This window comes from Kaistella polysaccharea, assembly GCF_020410745.1.
GTDB classification, from domain to species: Bacteria; Bacteroidota; Bacteroidia; order Flavobacteriales; family Weeksellaceae; genus Kaistella; species Kaistella polysaccharea.
On sequence record NZ_CP084528.1, the window covers coordinates 971,229 to 986,903 of the forward strand.

Below are 15,675 nucleotides of genomic sequence, written 5' to 3' on the forward strand. Positions count from 1 at the left end.
TTTTAAATATTAAACTTTCAATAAAACTTACAGGTCAAAATCGTCCTCTGAAACCGCGGTACCATCGGCCATCAAAAAAGCTTTTAGAAATGGCGTTAAATTACCGTTCATTACACCGTCAACATCTGAAGTTTCGTGCCCTGACCGCACGTCTTTAACCAATTTATAGGGATGCATCACATAATTACGGATTTGACTTCCCCACTCGATTTTCATTTTACCGGCTTCAATTTCTGTTCGGGCTTTCATGCGTTCTTCAAGTTCCATTTCATAGAGGCGGGATTTCAACAATTGCATCGCTTTTTCTTTATTTTGAAGTTGGGAACGCGATTCGGAATTTTCAATAATAATTCCGGTCGGCGCGTGACGAAGACGAACTGCAGTTTCTACCTTGTTTACATTCTGCCCACCTGCTCCACTGGAACGCATGGTTTCAAAAGAAATATCAGCAGGATTAATATTGATTTCAATCGTATCGTCCACCAAAGGATAAACGTAAACCGACACAAAGCTAGTATGGCGTTTCGCATTTGAGTCGAAAGGGGAAATCCTCACCAATCGGTGCACACCGTTTTCACCGCGCAGATATCCGAAAGCAAACTCTCCATCAATTTCTAAAGTTACGGTTTTAATACCCGCAACCTCGCCATCCTGATAATTAAGTTCACGTATCTTGTAACCTTGATTTTCTGCCCACATGGTGTACATTCGCATCAACATGGAAGCCCAGTCGCAACTTTCTGTACCGCCAGCGCCCGCCGTGATCTGAAGCACAGCCGAAAGTTCATCACCTTCATTGGAAAGCATATTTTTAAATTCCAGATCTTCTATTTTTTGAATAAGTACGGGAAAGGCTTCATCTAATTCCTGGGCAGAATCTGCATCTTCTTTGGCAAATTCCAGCAAAACCTGAATATCTTCAAAACGGGTGAATATTTCTTCGTAATCATTGACCCACTTTTTCTTGGACCTCAATTGCTTCATAAATATTTCCGCCTCTTTCGGATTATCCCAAAATTCGGGTGATACCGTTTTCTCTTCGTCATTAGAAATTTCGATTTGCTTACGGTCAATTTGCAGGTATTTATACAAATCTGCTATTCTGGCTTGCGTATCTTTTATTTGGTCGCTGTTGATCACTAAATATTAATTTTAACAAAAGTAATATTTTTTAAAGGAAAATTTTAAAGGTTGTTGCTAATGATCCTATATTTTAAAAAGTAAGACACGCAGAAATCAGCGATACTAATATATTAATATCATCGAAAAAACGCTTCATTTAATGATCAAAAAAAATCCGGAAACATTGCTGCATCCGGACTGCGTATTTTGAAACAAATTACAAATAAATCTGTTTGTAATATTCGTCGGCCATTCGATCGGAATTGAAGGCAACTTTCACATCATCCATCGCGGTATGCTGTACATTACGCCATTCATCTGGACGGTCGTAATACATTGGAATAATTTCGTTTTCTAAAATTTCGTATAGTTTATTCAGGTCATAATTATCCTGATCATATACACTCATATTGTCGTAATCTGCTTTTGGAACGACGAAAGAGTTCTCTCCGTGTTTCGCAAATTCCGGGATCCAGCCATCATCGGTCGATAAGTTGATAGAACCGTTCATTGCAGCACTCATTCCAGAGGTTCCTGAAGCTTCACGTGGTACACGCGGATTATTTAACCATACATCCGAACCTTGTTTCATCGATTTACTCAATGCGAGTTCATAACCTGTTAGTACGGCCATGTTTTTATAGTTTTTGCTTTCTTCCACCAAACCATTAAAGGTAGAAATTGCAGCATAATCCATGGGATAAGGTTTTCCAGCCCAAATAATCTGCACCGGATATTTTGGATTATTTAAAAGTCTTTCGAAACGTTCTTTATCGTGAAGCAATAAATCTGCTCTTTTGTAGCCAGCAAACCTTCTTGCCCAAACAATTGTTAAAACATTTGGATCAAATAAATTACCCGTTTGGTCAGCAACTATTTTGAAAAATCTTTTCTTTAGATGTTTTTTTCGGAAATCAAACAAGGTAGCATCATCTTCATCTTTTGATTGATAAAGCGGTTTATCTGCCCAGTACTTATATTCCTGTGCGTTGGTGATGGCTTTTATTTGGCAGATGCTCGGGTATTTGCTCCACATAGACCGTGAAACTACACCATGTAACTGAGAAACTCCATTCGCAATTCTGGCCATTCGAAGGGCGCAAAGCGAGTGATTAAAGCGGTCATCTTCTACGCCTTCAATAGTTTTTACTTCTTCAACGGACAAACCGGAAAAGTAAGACATATCATAGCACATAAAAAGATCATGTTTTTCATTACCCGCTTCTTCTGGTGTGTGGGTTGTAAATACCAGTTTTTCTTTTACTTTTTCTAAATCACCACCGAATTTCTTCAATAAATAAAATGCTGCCGGCAATCCGTGTGCTTCATTTAAATGATAAACATCTCTTTCAAAATTCATCATGTCCAAAAGTTTTGCCCCACCTTTTCCAAGTAAAATATACTGGGCAATTTTTGTAGATTCGTTGGCATCATACAAACGGTGACAAATTGTTTTAGAAATATGGTCATTTTCCGGCACATCGGTAGAAAGGAAAAACATCGGTGCCGTGTGAAAAACCTCTGGTGCTAAATAATACACTTTCACCCAAACTGGTGCAGAATGAATTTCAATTTGGAATTTTATGCCGGTATCCTGTAAAAAAGAATACATCTTTCTCGTCCATGTAGCCTGCAAAGTTTGGTCGTGATTTCTCGCTTGATCGTAATAACCGAATTTCCAGAGAATTCCTATTCCTACCAAATCCTGCTTCAGATTATAGGCGCTTCTCATGTGCGAGCCTGCCAAAAAGCCTAAGCCTCCGGAATAGATTTTTAAAGCTTGATCAATGGCAAATTCCATTGAAAAATAAGCAACTTTCTTCGAATAATCGGGGTTGATGCTATACGGCATCGTATAATTTTTAAAATCCATTATCATTAATTAAAAATAAAGTGCAAATGTAAAGATTAATAAACGGTATTAAAATGAATGCGCTCAAATTTTTAAAAATGATGTTCTATCTCATATTTCGAATAAAGAAAACTGTTAATTAGATAATATTTAATTCTTACATTCCTTAAATTTGAGTGTCCTAATATTTACAAAATGAAAAAAACACTATATAAACGATTTCAGCAGTATAAAGACTTAGGCGACAAAACATTTGTTCAACTAACGGCAGAGCAACTAGGTTGGAAATATAATGAAGAAAGCAATTCCATCGCGACATTGGTGAAACATATGCATGGAAATATGAAATCCCGCTGGACAAATTTCCGTACCGAAGACGGTGAAAAAAGTTGGCGTAAAAGAGATGAGGAATTCGAGAACGATATCAAGTCTAAAACTGAAATGCTGCAACTTTGGGAAGAAGGCTGGGAAATATTTTTTAAAGCTTTAGATGAGATAGAAGAAGATAATTGGCAGGATTTGGTTCAAATCGGTGGTCAGAAATTAACCGTTTTCGACGCTGTTCTACGCCAGCTTGCTCATTATTCGTATCATGTTGGCCAAATTGTTTACCTCGGAAAAATGCTGAGCAATGAAAAATGGAGGAATCTTTCCATTGAAAAAAATAGACAGAAAGTAAATACACTGGAAGAACTTAAAAATCAAAATTCCACTGAAATTCAAGAAAATTCTTCGCCAGTTTGCTATGCGAAAAGCGACGAAGTACGCGACGATTATAAAATCTAATTGTCTGATATATATCACTATTGATAAAAGTCACGGCGATAAATCAATTCGCCCAACGGGATGTGTTTACTTTTACAGTATAAAACTATAAGTGATGAAAACACCTCCCGGACTCCAGAATCTCGAGCAGGTTTTAGCAGATTTAAAAGCAAAAAAAAATTTAAGCTTTGAGGAAATTTGTGACCTTCTTTTTACTTTTCAGTTCAAAGATTTTGATGAACTTTTCCAAATAACTCCTTTAGAAGTTCCGGATGAAACCTTTATGAGAGTTCCTATTTACCACGGTGATTTTGTGGCCGCCTTAAAAATTTGGGGAGTCAACCATTATTCTGCTATTCGGGATCATTCGAATTACGATGCCAAAATTAAAGTTTTAAAAGGCAGTTTAACCGAAGTGAGTTATCGGGAAAATATGAATTTTATTGAATATGATTCCCGCGCAATCGCCCGAGTTGGAGATATTTTGGTCGAAGAGCAAACCGATATTAATTCCATGATTAACAATTCAGAAGGAATCTCGGTAAGTCTTCATGTGTATAGAACACCGAAATTACGCCTGGAAAACGTTCGTATTTTCGATACAGAACAACGCCGTATTGCTCATCTTTCAAATCTGGCAAAGTCTTGTTCGTGGATTGCGCCGGAAAACAGTTATAAAAAAATCGCCCAAATATAGATTTACAAATTTTATTTTAAGTTAAATTTCATTTCATTGAAAAATCATACTTCGGTGTAGTTTTTTTTTGTGCGTGAATCGCGTTTTCTTTGCAAAAAAATAATCTTTAAATTTGCAGTCTTAAATTATGGAACATCTAACCCCAAAAACTGCAGCTTTTCATACACTAGGTTGTAAACTCAATTTTGCTGAAACTTCAACTATTGCCCGACAATTAACTGGTGCAGGATACGAGAAAGTGAGCTTTGATGAGCCCGCTCATGTTTATGTAATTAACACGTGCTCGGTAACGGAAAATGCAGACCGGGAATGCAAATTTCATGTAAAACGCGCGATGAAGGCCAATCCCGATGGTTTGGTTGTTATTTTAGGATGTTATGCACAGTTGAAGCCAGAAGAAATTTCGGCAATTGAAGGCGTAGATTTGGTTTTGGGAGCTAAAGAAAAATTTAATATCCTGAGTTATTTGGAAGATCTGCAGAAATCTGATGAACACGGAATTATCCACTCCTGCGAAGTTGATCAGGCCGATTTTTTTATTGGCAGTTATTCCATAGGCGACCGTACCAGAGCTTTTCTGAAAGTTCAAGATGGTTGTGATTACAAATGCACGTACTGCACAATTCCTTTAGCCAGAGGAATTTCGCGGTCCGACACCATAGAAAATGTGGTAAAAAATGCAACAGAAATAGCGTCGCGCGGAATTCGTGAAATCGTTTTAACTGGTGTAAATATTGGCGATTACGGTAAAGGTGAATTTGGCAATAAAAAGCACGAACATACTTTTCTTGATTTAATCTCAGAACTCGATCAGGTAGAAGGTATCGAAAGAATACGTATTTCTTCCATCGAACCTAATCTCTTAAAAGATGAAAGTATTGATTTGGTAGCGAAAAGCAAACGATTTGTACCTCATTTTCATATTCCCTTACAAAGCGGAAGCGACGATTTATTAAAGAAGATGAAGCGCCGTTACATGTCGGGACTTTATTACAATCGCGTAAATAAAATCCGTGAAGTAATGCCCGATGCCTGTATTGGAGTTGATGTCATTGTAGGATTTCCAGGGGAAACAGAAGAAAAATTTCTAGAAACTTATCAATTTCTAAACGAACTGCCGATCTCTTATCTGCACGTTTTCACCTATTCGGAAAGAGAAAATACGGAAGCTGCAGAAATGGCGGATGTTATTCCGATTCCTGAAAGAAAAAGACGCAACAAAATGCTGCGAATTCTTTCGGAGAAAAAGAAAATGGCTTTCTACGAAACTCAATTGGGAAAAACGTTGCCCGTCCTTTGGGAACACGAAAACAAAAATGGAAACATGTTTGGGTTTACCGAAAATTATGTGCGTGTTCAAAAACCATTTGACGAAATTTCCATCAATCAAATTGAACTTTTAAAACTCAGTAAAATAGAAAGCGACGGAACAGTTTCTGTGCACGCCGCTTTCGAAGATTTTTTGAATAAAGTTTAATTGGTCTGAACGGGTTGTGCTTCTCCTGTCGGTAAACTTTGAAATAATTCAGGGAAAAATACCGATAAAATGAGATAAGATATTATGGCGATACCAATCGCAACAATACCAATAATTACAACGGGTGCCGGCTTATTTTTTTTTGTAGGTTCCATATTTTAAAATTTTAATGTTCCACTTTTTCCTGCAATTTCTACACCACCTTATGTAGGACTTTCTGTTTGAGCTTTTGCGAGCTTTCTTTGTGTAAATCGCGGCTGCAGGATTTTGGCAATTAAACCCGTCCAGCCAGTTTGGTGTGATGCTCCTACTCCACGGCCGTTATCGCCATGGAAATATTCATAAAATAAGATGTAATCTTTAAAATCTTTATCTTCCTGAAACCTGGGATATTGCCCATTGAAAGCACGCTTCCCGTTTTCATCTTCCAAGAAAATTTTGGCTAGACGCTTGCCTAGAAACTCTGCTATTTCATCTAAATTCAAATAGGTTCCACTTCCGGTCGGACATTCTACTTTAAAATCTGGACTGTAATAAAAGAAAAACCGCTGCAAACTTTCTATTATCAGAAAATTAATCGGAAACCAAATGGGACCGCGCCAGTTGCTATTTCCGCCAAACATATAACTGTCACTTTCTGCCGGCAGATATTTTACTGTATAATCTGTACCGTCTAAATTGATGTGAAAGGGATCTTCTTCATATTCTTTTGATAAAGCCCGAACGCCGTAGTCACTCAGGAATTCTTTTTCGTTCAACATTCTTTCCAGCAATTTTTTCAAACGGTGACCTCGCAACAACGAGAGCAGATGTTTGGAATCGTCACCTTTCACTTCCCAATGGGAAACCAGAGAAGCCAATTTCGGTTTATTTTCTAAAACCCAATCCATTCTTTCTTTAAAAGCGGGTAATTTTTCCAACATTTCTTCATCAATTACTTCTACCGCAAACATGGGAATTAATCCCACAATGGTACGGATTCGCAAAAACATATTGGTACAATCTTTCAGTTGCAAAGCATCATAGAAAAACTCGTCCTGCTCATCCCAAAGGGAAAAATCACTTTCACCCATATTATCGAGCGCGTAGGCGATATGTAGAAAATGCTCGAAGAATTTGGTGGCCATATCTTCGTAAACCTTATTGTATAAAGCCAACTCCAGCGCAATTCTCATCATATTTAAAGAGAACATTGCCATCCAACTTGTTCCGTCGGCTTGCTCTAAATTTTCACCGTAAGGTAAAGTTTCACTTCGGTCAAAAATTCCAATATTGTCTAAACCTAAGAAACCACCTTCAAAAATATTATTTCCGTTATTGTCTTTTTTATTGACCCACCAGGTGAAATTCATGAGCAGTTTTTGAAAAACTCCTTCCAGAAATTGAATATCGGGTTTCCCTTTTTCTACTTCATCAATTTTAAAAACCCGAAACGCTGCCCACGCATGTACCGGCGGATTGACGTCGCTGAAATCCCATTCATAAGCCGGAAGCTGACCGTTCGGATGCATGAACCATTCCAGGGTTAACAGTTTCAACTGTTGTTTAGAAAAATCTGAATCGATAAGGGCAAAACTTAAGGTATGAAAAGCCAAATCCCAAGTCGCAAACCAAGGATATTCCCACTTATCCGGCATTGAAATAATATTCAGAGAATTGAAGGTTTCCCATTCTTCATTTCTAATATTTCGACGGGACTTCGGCGGTTTTATTTCTGCTGGATCACCGTCTAACCATTTTTCGACGTTATAATGGTAAAATTGTTTACTCCACAACATTCCCGCGAGGGCTTGTCGCTGAACTAATTTTTCGTCATCGGTTTTAATTCCTTTCTGTAAATTTTTATAGAAATCATCAGCATCTTTTTTTCGGTCTGTAAAAATCTTCGTAAAATCATCAAATGGTTTATCAAAATCTTTATCGCATAATCTGAATTCAAATACTTGAGTAGAATTTCCACCGATCACCTCATCGATTAAAAAGGATGCTTTCGTCCCAATTTTATTTGGATTTATGGAAGTTTTAGTACCATTAATAACATAATCATTTATGCCATCTTTGCAATATTTACCGTCATTTTTTGAATGATATAAACGTTGATTATTGGTTTCATTGTCACAAAAAAGTACGTCTTGCGCTTGACTCGCATACAAATTTTTGATTGGTAATTCTTTGTGATTAATGGTTATTTGATTAGAATCAGTAGCCTTTAATTCGGGACGGTAATCATCGTAACCCCAGCTCCAGGTATTTCTGAACCAAATGGTCGGCAAAAGAATCAGGGGCGCGTCCGTGGTCGTTTTATTGGTAACCGTAATTTTGATTAAAATATCTTCTTGTGACGCTTTCGCAAATTCAATAAAAACATCGAAATATTCATTTTGATCAAAAATTCCTGTATCTAGAAGTTCATATTCCGGATTTTCTTTTCCGGCAACTGCGTTTTTTTGCACTAATTCTTCGTAAGGAAAGGCGTTTTGTGGGTATTTATACAACATCTTCATATAAGAATGCGTTGGCGTGTTGTCTAAATAATAGTAATATTCTTTCACGTCTTCACCGTGATTTCCCTCCTGATTGGTCAAGCCAAAAAGGCGCTCTTTGACCATTTTATCTTTTTTATTCCAAAGTCCCAGAGAGAAAATGAGAAGCTGCTTGTCATCGCAAATTCCGCAAATCCCTTCCTCGCCCCAGCGGTAAGTTTTCGCTTCGGCGGTATCGTGTTTCGTAAAATTCCAGGCGTCACCATTGGCACTATAATCCTCACGAACTACTCCCCATTCGCGATTGCTGACGTAAGGACCCCATCTTTTCCAGGAAACATCGGGTAATTTTTTATCTTCTTCGGTCATCGATTCTATTTATTTTTGCAGAAAGGCTAATTACTAGGTATTTACAATCAAACTATTAACCTCCTGTAGAAAATGATTCGAAAGTGGTCATTCCACCATCGATAAAAATGCTTGCACCGGTAATATAATCGGCCAGATCGCTTGCTAAAAAAACGGCCAAATTGCCAATATCTTGCGGCTGTCCAATTCGGTTGTACGGAATAAGCTTCAGAAGTGAATCCAGTTCTTGCTTCGTTTCCCACGCATTTTTATTAATGGGTGTCTGTATAGCACCGGGGCAAATAGAATTTACCCGAATTCGGTCTGCGCCATATTCTTGCGCTAAGGTTTGCATCAACATTCTGATGGCACCTTTGCTGGAGGCATAATTGGCATGTCCAGCCCAGGGAATAATTTCATGTACGGAAGAAATGTGTATGATTTTTCCACACGCAACGGAACGTGATGGATTAATTCCTCTCTTCAAAAATTCTTTAATCGCCTCCCGTGCGCAGAGAAACTGGCCCGTCAAATTCACTCCGATTACTGCGTTCCAGGCGCTCATTGTCATTTCGGTAAAAGGTGAATCGACTTGTATACCGGCGTTATTTACCAAAATATCTACAGTTCCATAATTGGCTGTGACTTCCTTAAACATGTTAATAACTTCTTCCTCCTTGGAAACATCACATTGGCAGAGCATTCCAGTACCGCCGCTGTCTATTATTTCTTTTAATATTACTGCCGCTTTATCCTTTGAATTTTCACTGGGATAATTAATGACCACAGAAGCTCCTGATTCTGCCATAGATTTAGCAATCGCAGCTCCGATGCCGCTGGAAGAGCCTGTAATGATAGCGACTTGGTTTTTCAAAGAAATTTCCATGTGAAAGATTTATTGGTAATTGAATTATTGAGGACTTTTAAATTATTATTAATGATAATACACGTCATCGTACATAACGCCAGCTTCAATTCGGAGCGGAAGAATATTTTCCACCGGAACAATTGGACAATTGTAATCAAAAGCGTTATACGCACAGTAAGGATGATATGATTTATTAAAATCGATAATCATCTTATCTGCTTTAGGAATTTTTAAATCAAGATATTTGCCGCCGCCATAAGTTTCGATGGTATTGGTCTCGTCCCGGAACGGAAGAAAAAGATCGTCCTCATATTTTTTCTGTTTCATCAAATCTAAACTTTGATAGAGAGAAACAGTAAAACTCTTTCCGTCCAAAAGGAAAGTTGCCTTTCCGTATTCCCGATATTTTTTCGTTTTACCGGAAGATGTTGGCAGATCAAAAGGAACCGGATTTTCGGTCTTCACAAAATCTGCAGTCACTCTGTATTTCAGATTGATGGGAAAGAAAGGATGTTTCGTGAAATTGGTAAAATTACTTCCGCGCAAAGGCGTCGTCTTCGCATTTGTATATTCTGAATTTAATTCCTGCTGAAATTTCTTTATTTCCGACGTAGGATTTTCAGAAAGCATACTTGTGCAGGAAGAAAGTAGAAAAAGAGAAATAAAAAAAGAGAAATATTTCATAAAATTAATTTAAGTTATAATACGGATGAATTTGTAAAGAGGCCAACAAATCAAAATTCTCGAACGCACTTGAATACGTTTCCTAGGAGATTTTCACTCTATAAACATCAGTTCCGTTTCTTTTGATATTAGGTACAAAAAAGCCGCCCTCTTCGGGAATCTCTTCCTTCAGATCGAAACTTTTACAATCTTTTGGCAGACCGGAAAAAACCAGGGTAAACCAAAAATCTTTATGTGATGGAACTTCAGTCCAGTAGGGAAAAAGAGATATATTTTCGTGATGAATAAGGGAGCTTTTGTGATCAGAATTTTTATCAATTAAAAAAGTGGAAGACCAAATACGTACAAGCATTCCGGAAAAGGGGCTACCGGGAAAACAACAGTGCACAATGACCTGTTTTTCCTCTTCAACCTTTGGCTGAAGAGATTCCAGAATTTCAGTAGTGATCTCCGGTTTGGTAATTGTTGCTGGATCGCCCATTATTCAGGTAATTTCAATTTTTCTTAGTAATTAAGTTCCAATTTTTCTTTGGTGTACGCACGAACCTTCTCAGTCAGTTCTGGATTCTCAGACAATTTCTGGCCGTAAGAGGGAATAATTTCTTTAATTTTATCTTTCCACTCATTCTCAACCTTATCGGGGAAACATTTTTCAATCACCTGCAACATGGCGTAAGCAGCAGTTGAAGCTCCCGGCGAAGCACCAAGCAACGACGCAATTGTGCCGCTGTTGTTCACTACGACTTCAGTACCGAACTCCAGTTTGCCGCCATCTTCATCATTTTTTTTAATAATCTGCACGCGTTGTCCCGCCACTTTTAATTCCCAATCTTCTTCTTTGGCATCTTTTACAAATTCACGAAGGTGTTGCATCCGCTGATCTTTTGTCATGGCAACCTGCCGTACTAAATATTGGGTTAATGGTAGGTTATGCCACCACGCGCCGAAAAGCGATCTGATGTTGGAGAAGTTTATACTTTCGGGTAGATCAAGATAACTTCCCTCTTTTAAAAACTTAGTTGAAAATCCCGCGAAAGGCCCAAATAATAATGCTTCTGTACCGTCTATAATGCGCAGATCTAAATGGGGAACGCTCATAGGCGGTGCGTCGACGGTTGCTTGCGTATAGACTTTGGTTTGATGTTGAGCAATTAATTCAGGATTATAAGAAACGAGCCATTCTCCAGAGACAGGAAATCCACCATAACCTTCACTTTCGGGAATATCTGAACTATCGAGTAAAGGCAACGCATAGCCGCCCGCACCGATGAATACAAAATCTGCGGTAACTTCGTAAGATTTTTGATGCATTCTGTTTTTTACATCAATTTTCCATTTCCCGTCATCGCGGGGATCGATATCTTTCACGTCATGGTACAGAAAAACATCAACATTAGAATCATCTACGAGAAATCTTCCCATTTTCCGCGTTAAAGTACCGAAATTCACGTCGGTTCCCATATCCATTTTAGTAGCTGCCAGATGTTCATTATCCTTTCGGTGTCCCATAATGAGCGGAATCCACTCGCGTAATTGGTCATGGTCGGTAGTGAACTGCATTCCTTTAAATAGATGAGACTCGGTCATTTTCTCGTGACGTTTCCGGAGGAACTCACTATCGCCTTTGCCAAATACCAAACTCATATGTGGACAGGAATTGATAAAGGTCTTTGGATCTTGAATATAATTTTCAGAAAGTAAGAAAGACCAAAATTGCTTCGAAATTTCAAACTGTTCCGCTATTTTTTCAGCTTTCGAAATATCGATGGTGCCATCTTCGCCTTGCGGCGTGTAATTGAGTTCACAGAAAGCAGAATGTCCCGTGCCGGCATTATTCCAGGCAGCAGAACTCTCCCGGGCAAAACGCCCAAGTCTTTCAAAAATTGCAATCTTTAAGGTTGGATCAAGTTCATGAAGTAAGGTTCCGAGCGTTGCACTCATAATTCCGCCGCCGATTAAAACAACGTCGTAATGGGATTGGGGAACTCTATAAGATGAATAGGAAGGCATATTTTACTATTTTGGTTTTACGAATTTCGGGAAAACTTTTGTGTTAAGGTGAAATAGAATTGTTAAACTTAACTTAAAGAACCGAGTCAAATCACAAATAATGCGATCAATTTCGGCAGATTACAGCACAGCAAATAAATCGCCAAAAGTACCGAACCATTACATTTCACTACAAAACATTAAAACAAAATGAAAAATTTTACAAGCTAGATCTAAGTATTACTCACGGGAATAACATAGTAATAGACCGAAATAAAATGACAGAATGTACCCATCAACACAAACAAATGAAAAATAGCGTGATTAAGTTTTAGCTTATTCGACATATACAAAGCAGCGCCAATTGTATAGGCAATTCCCCCGGAAATCAGCCACATAACTCCTTTTGCACTTAAATTAGAAAGCAGAGTGTGGGAACTGAAAATAATCAGCCACCCCATTGCGACATATAAAATGGTGGATAGTAACGTGAACCGGTCGATAAAAAATAATTTGAAAATAATTCCCATCAAAGCGATTGCCCAAACTATCGAAAAAATAATAAAACCTTCGCTACCATTTAGAGATACTAAGGCAAAAGGCGTGTAACTACCGGCAATCAAAACATATATGGCGGCGTGATCGAAAATATTTAACCGATACCGCAGTTTCGGTTTTGTGGCGGAATGATATAAAGTAGACGCGAGATAAAGGATAATCATGCTGAGACCAAAAATGGGGAAACTAATCGCCGCCCAAAAACTGTCTAATTCAGCTGCGCGTTTAACCAATAAAAATAGCGCGACAACGCTCATAACTAGCCCAAAAAAATGAGAAGCCACATTCAAATTCTCTTCCAGTTTTGAGTAGACGTGAATTGGATATGTTTTCTCGATTTTCATCAGTTGAGCTTTAGCGTTAATTTTTTAAATTCAGTTTCCGCATTTTTCTCTTTATACAAAACGTTATAAATTGTATCAATTATAGGCGTGGTCAGGTTTTTTTCTTTTGAAGTATGGTAAACTGAATCTGCAGCGTAATATCCTTCCGCAATCATATTCATAGATTGTATCGCAGATTTCACGGTATACCCTTTTCCAATAAGATTTCCCAAGTTTCGGTTTCGGGAAAATAATGAATAAGCAGTCACAAGTAAATCTCCTAAATAAGCACTTTCGTTAACATCACGTGGAACTTCATACACTGCTTCCAGAAAAACTTCCATTTCGCGGACCGCATTTGAAACGAAAACCGCCGTAAAGTTGTCACCATATCCCAATCCACTGGAAATTCCGGCACCAACAGCATAAATATTTTTTAAAATTGCACTGTATTCATTTCCTAAAATATCTCGTGTGCAGTGAACATTAATAAAATCGGAAGAAAACAGATCTTTTAATTTTGTAGCCACTTCGTCTTCTGCAACGGCAATTGTCAAATATGATAAACGCTCCATCGCTACCTCTTCTGCGTGACAAGGTCCTGCGATTACCGCTTGATTGCGAAATCCGATTTTGAATTCATCCCGCAGATAATTGCCGACCACATCATTCACTTTTGGCACGATTCCTTTTATAGCAGAAACGAAAATTTTATTATCATAATTGCAGGTCATTTTATCTAAAGCATCGGAGAGATAAATTGAAGGTGTAGCAAGAACTACAATTTCGCATGCAGAAACCAATTCGTTAATATCGGTGGTCACTTTCAATTTCTTCAAATCAAAAGAAACAGACGTCAAATACGTAGGATTATGTCCGCGAAGTTCGATGGCACCTTTTACAAATTCATTGCGAACGCACCAGTGAACGACTTTACAGTTTTCCACCAACATTTTAACGATCGCTGTGGCAAAACTACCGCTTCCGACAACTCCAATGGAAACTTCATGTTGTGCAATCTTTTTCTCAGAACTTTTCTTTTTTATCATATCAGAATTTTAGAGAATTCGCTGAATTTTATATTAATGAGGTCTCTTACACAAAGATATTAAAGGTTTCTGAATAACCATAACTAATTGTTTTTTTGTGCTGGATGAAAGGATTTACGTTAAGTTGAATTGGATGAAATTCGATAGGCTCTTCACACTTAATACTTTATTTATTTTTTTCATAAATTTGCAGCTCATTTTTTTCGAAAACTTTAATACGATTTTATAAAGATGAAAAACTTTTTAAGCAGCAAAAAAAACATTAACTTTATTCTGGGTTTCCTCGCTTTAATTATTTTTGGGCAGGCACTCTATATCGGTAAACTCTATGCTGAAAAGGATTACAAATCCTACGAAGTAAATTTGGTTCCTATAAAAACTGAAAAAGACAGCATCGATTATCTGAGCATGAAAAATGATCTGGCTTTGGTTGATCATACGGTTCGGGAACTGAACTCTTTTCTCGCCTCAAAAAACATTAGCGATGGGAAAATTCAAATGCTCGCGCAGGACAGCCTTTCTAACGCGGTTTATCTTGCAAAACAAACCAATCGCTACAGTCAATATTTGATGGATTTGCAAACCAAACTTCAACAAGTTCCCTTAGGAATTCCTACAGATGGTTATATTTCTTCTCAGTTTGGCAAAAGAACGAATCCTATTCCTGTAAAAACGGTATTGCTGGCTTCTTTGAAACCAGTTAAAGCAGAACCTCAATATATTGAGGAAAAAGACAGTTTAGGAAATATCACAAAAAGAACCTTAGTTGCCGCGACAACTCCTGTACAACAGAATAATGTTCCCGCTGAAAAAGATCAGATTCAATTTCACAAAGGTTTAGATTTCGCCGTTGCTCATGGTTCTGACGTTCGAACCGCTGCAACCGGTAAAGTTATTTTTGCTGGCGTAAAAGGAGGTTATGGAAATTGCGTAATCATTTCGCACGGAAACGGTTTAGACACACTTTATGGTCACTTGTCTCAAATTTTAGTAAAAACAAATGATAACGTAAAAGTAAACGACGTTATTGCAAAATCTGGAAATACAGGACGGTCAACAGGACCTCATCTTCATTATGAAGTTCATAAAAACAATACACCGGTAAATCCGAAATTGTTTATCAATTTGTAAAAGATTCATTTTAAAAATACAAGCGCTCCTGAATTGTCGGGAGCGTTTTTTTTAATATTAGTAGTGAAAAATGCTATAGTTGCAATTTGAAAATTTGCCCACCGCGAAGTTTAATCTTAAAATCTTTTTGCGAAAAATGTTCTACATCTAAAAAGCAATAAAAGTTTGTATCCGTAATTTTATGGAAATGAATAAAGAATTCTTCCGCAAAAGTCACCAACTAAAAAGTAAAATTGAGTATTAGCAAAATTGATAATTAAGAAGATTTGATTTTGATGAAAAATCGCAAAAACAATTTTCTCTTATCTGATAAAATTTTCTCAGATTTG

At 37.6% G+C, this 15,675-nt stretch carries 14 protein-coding genes; 4 read left to right on the forward strand and 10 right to left on the reverse strand.

What is annotated here, in order from left to right; genetic code table 11:
- Nucleotides 1-27: 27 nt before the first annotated feature.
- Entirely contained in the window at nt 28-1,140 is a 1,113-nt protein-coding gene (gene prfB, locus LC814_RS04360; RefSeq protein ID WP_226065146.1) for a peptide chain release factor 2, read from the reverse strand.
- Between the two features lie 199 nt (nt 1,141-1,339).
- A complete protein-coding gene (glgP, locus tag LC814_RS04365; RefSeq protein WP_226065147.1) occupies nt 1,340-2,995 on the reverse strand; it encodes an alpha-glucan family phosphorylase in 1,656 nt (551 codons plus the stop codon).
- A gap of 174 nt (nt 2,996-3,169) precedes the next feature.
- Here glgP and LC814_RS04370 point away from each other — a divergent pair, with 174 nt between their 5' ends.
- The 3 genes from LC814_RS04370 (at nt 3,170) to mtaB (ending at nt 5,913) form a co-directional block, all read left to right on the forward strand.
- Complete coding sequence (locus LC814_RS04370) at nt 3,170-3,760, forward strand: DinB family protein (RefSeq protein ID WP_226065149.1); 591 nt, start codon at nt 3,170-3,172, stop codon at nt 3,758-3,760.
- 94 nt (nt 3,761-3,854) lie between these two features.
- On the forward strand, nt 3,855-4,436 hold the full coding sequence (locus tag LC814_RS04375; RefSeq protein WP_226065151.1) for a cysteine dioxygenase: 582 nt from the start codon (nt 3,855-3,857) through the stop codon (nt 4,434-4,436).
- A gap of 127 nt (nt 4,437-4,563) precedes the next feature.
- A complete protein-coding gene (gene mtaB, locus LC814_RS04380) occupies nt 4,564-5,913 on the forward strand; it encodes a tRNA (N(6)-L-threonylcarbamoyladenosine(37)-C(2))-methylthiotransferase MtaB (protein ID WP_226065153.1) in 1,350 nt (449 codons plus the stop codon).
- Here mtaB and LC814_RS04385 read toward each other — a convergent pair.
- The 8 genes from LC814_RS04385 to LC814_RS04420 all read right to left on the reverse strand — a co-directional run bounded on the left by LC814_RS04385 (nt 5,910) and on the right by LC814_RS04420 (nt 14,215).
- Entirely contained in the window at nt 5,910-6,068 is a 159-nt protein-coding gene (locus LC814_RS04385) for a hypothetical protein (protein WP_226065155.1), read from the reverse strand. The two genes, mtaB and LC814_RS04385, sit on opposite strands and share 4 nt — an antisense overlap.
- Nucleotides 6,069-6,116: 48 nt before the next feature.
- Nucleotides 6,117-8,765 (reverse strand): MGH1-like glycoside hydrolase domain-containing protein, encoded by a 2,649-nt coding sequence (locus LC814_RS04390; protein WP_226065157.1) that lies wholly within the window; start codon nt 8,763-8,765, stop codon nt 6,117-6,119.
- Between the two features lie 55 nt (nt 8,766-8,820).
- The gene (locus LC814_RS04395; RefSeq protein WP_226065159.1) at nt 8,821-9,630 is read right to left on the reverse strand and encodes a glucose 1-dehydrogenase; all 810 of its coding nucleotides are present in this window, start codon (nt 9,628-9,630) and stop codon (nt 8,821-8,823) included.
- A 48-nt stretch (nt 9,631-9,678) separates the two neighbouring features.
- A complete protein-coding gene (locus LC814_RS04400) occupies nt 9,679-10,296 on the reverse strand; it encodes a DUF1684 domain-containing protein (protein ID WP_226065161.1) in 618 nt (205 codons plus the stop codon).
- 82 nt (nt 10,297-10,378) lie between these two features.
- Nucleotides 10,379-10,777: a hypothetical protein gene (locus tag LC814_RS04405; RefSeq protein ID WP_226065163.1), complete on the reverse strand. Its 399-nt coding sequence runs from the start codon at nt 10,775-10,777 to the stop codon at nt 10,379-10,381.
- 23 nt (nt 10,778-10,800) lie between these two features.
- Nucleotides 10,801-12,306, reverse strand: coding sequence for a malate dehydrogenase (quinone) (mqo, locus tag LC814_RS04410; protein WP_226065165.1), 1,506 nt, complete (start codon nt 12,304-12,306; stop codon nt 10,801-10,803).
- 212 nt (nt 12,307-12,518) lie between these two features.
- Nucleotides 12,519-13,187, reverse strand: coding sequence for a PAQR family membrane homeostasis protein TrhA (gene trhA, locus LC814_RS04415; RefSeq protein WP_226065167.1), 669 nt, complete (start codon nt 13,185-13,187; stop codon nt 12,519-12,521).
- Nucleotides 13,187-14,215, reverse strand: coding sequence for an NAD(P)H-dependent glycerol-3-phosphate dehydrogenase (locus LC814_RS04420; protein WP_226065169.1), 1,029 nt, complete (start codon nt 14,213-14,215; stop codon nt 13,187-13,189). Before LC814_RS04420 ends, trhA begins: the two co-directional genes overlap by 1 nt.
- 231 nt (nt 14,216-14,446) lie before the next feature.
- On the opposite strand from LC814_RS04420, the gene LC814_RS04425 reads away from it, so the two are divergent.
- Complete coding sequence (locus LC814_RS04425) at nt 14,447-15,346, forward strand: M23 family metallopeptidase (RefSeq protein ID WP_226065171.1); 900 nt, start codon at nt 14,447-14,449, stop codon at nt 15,344-15,346.
- Nucleotides 15,347-15,675 lie beyond the last annotated feature (329 nt).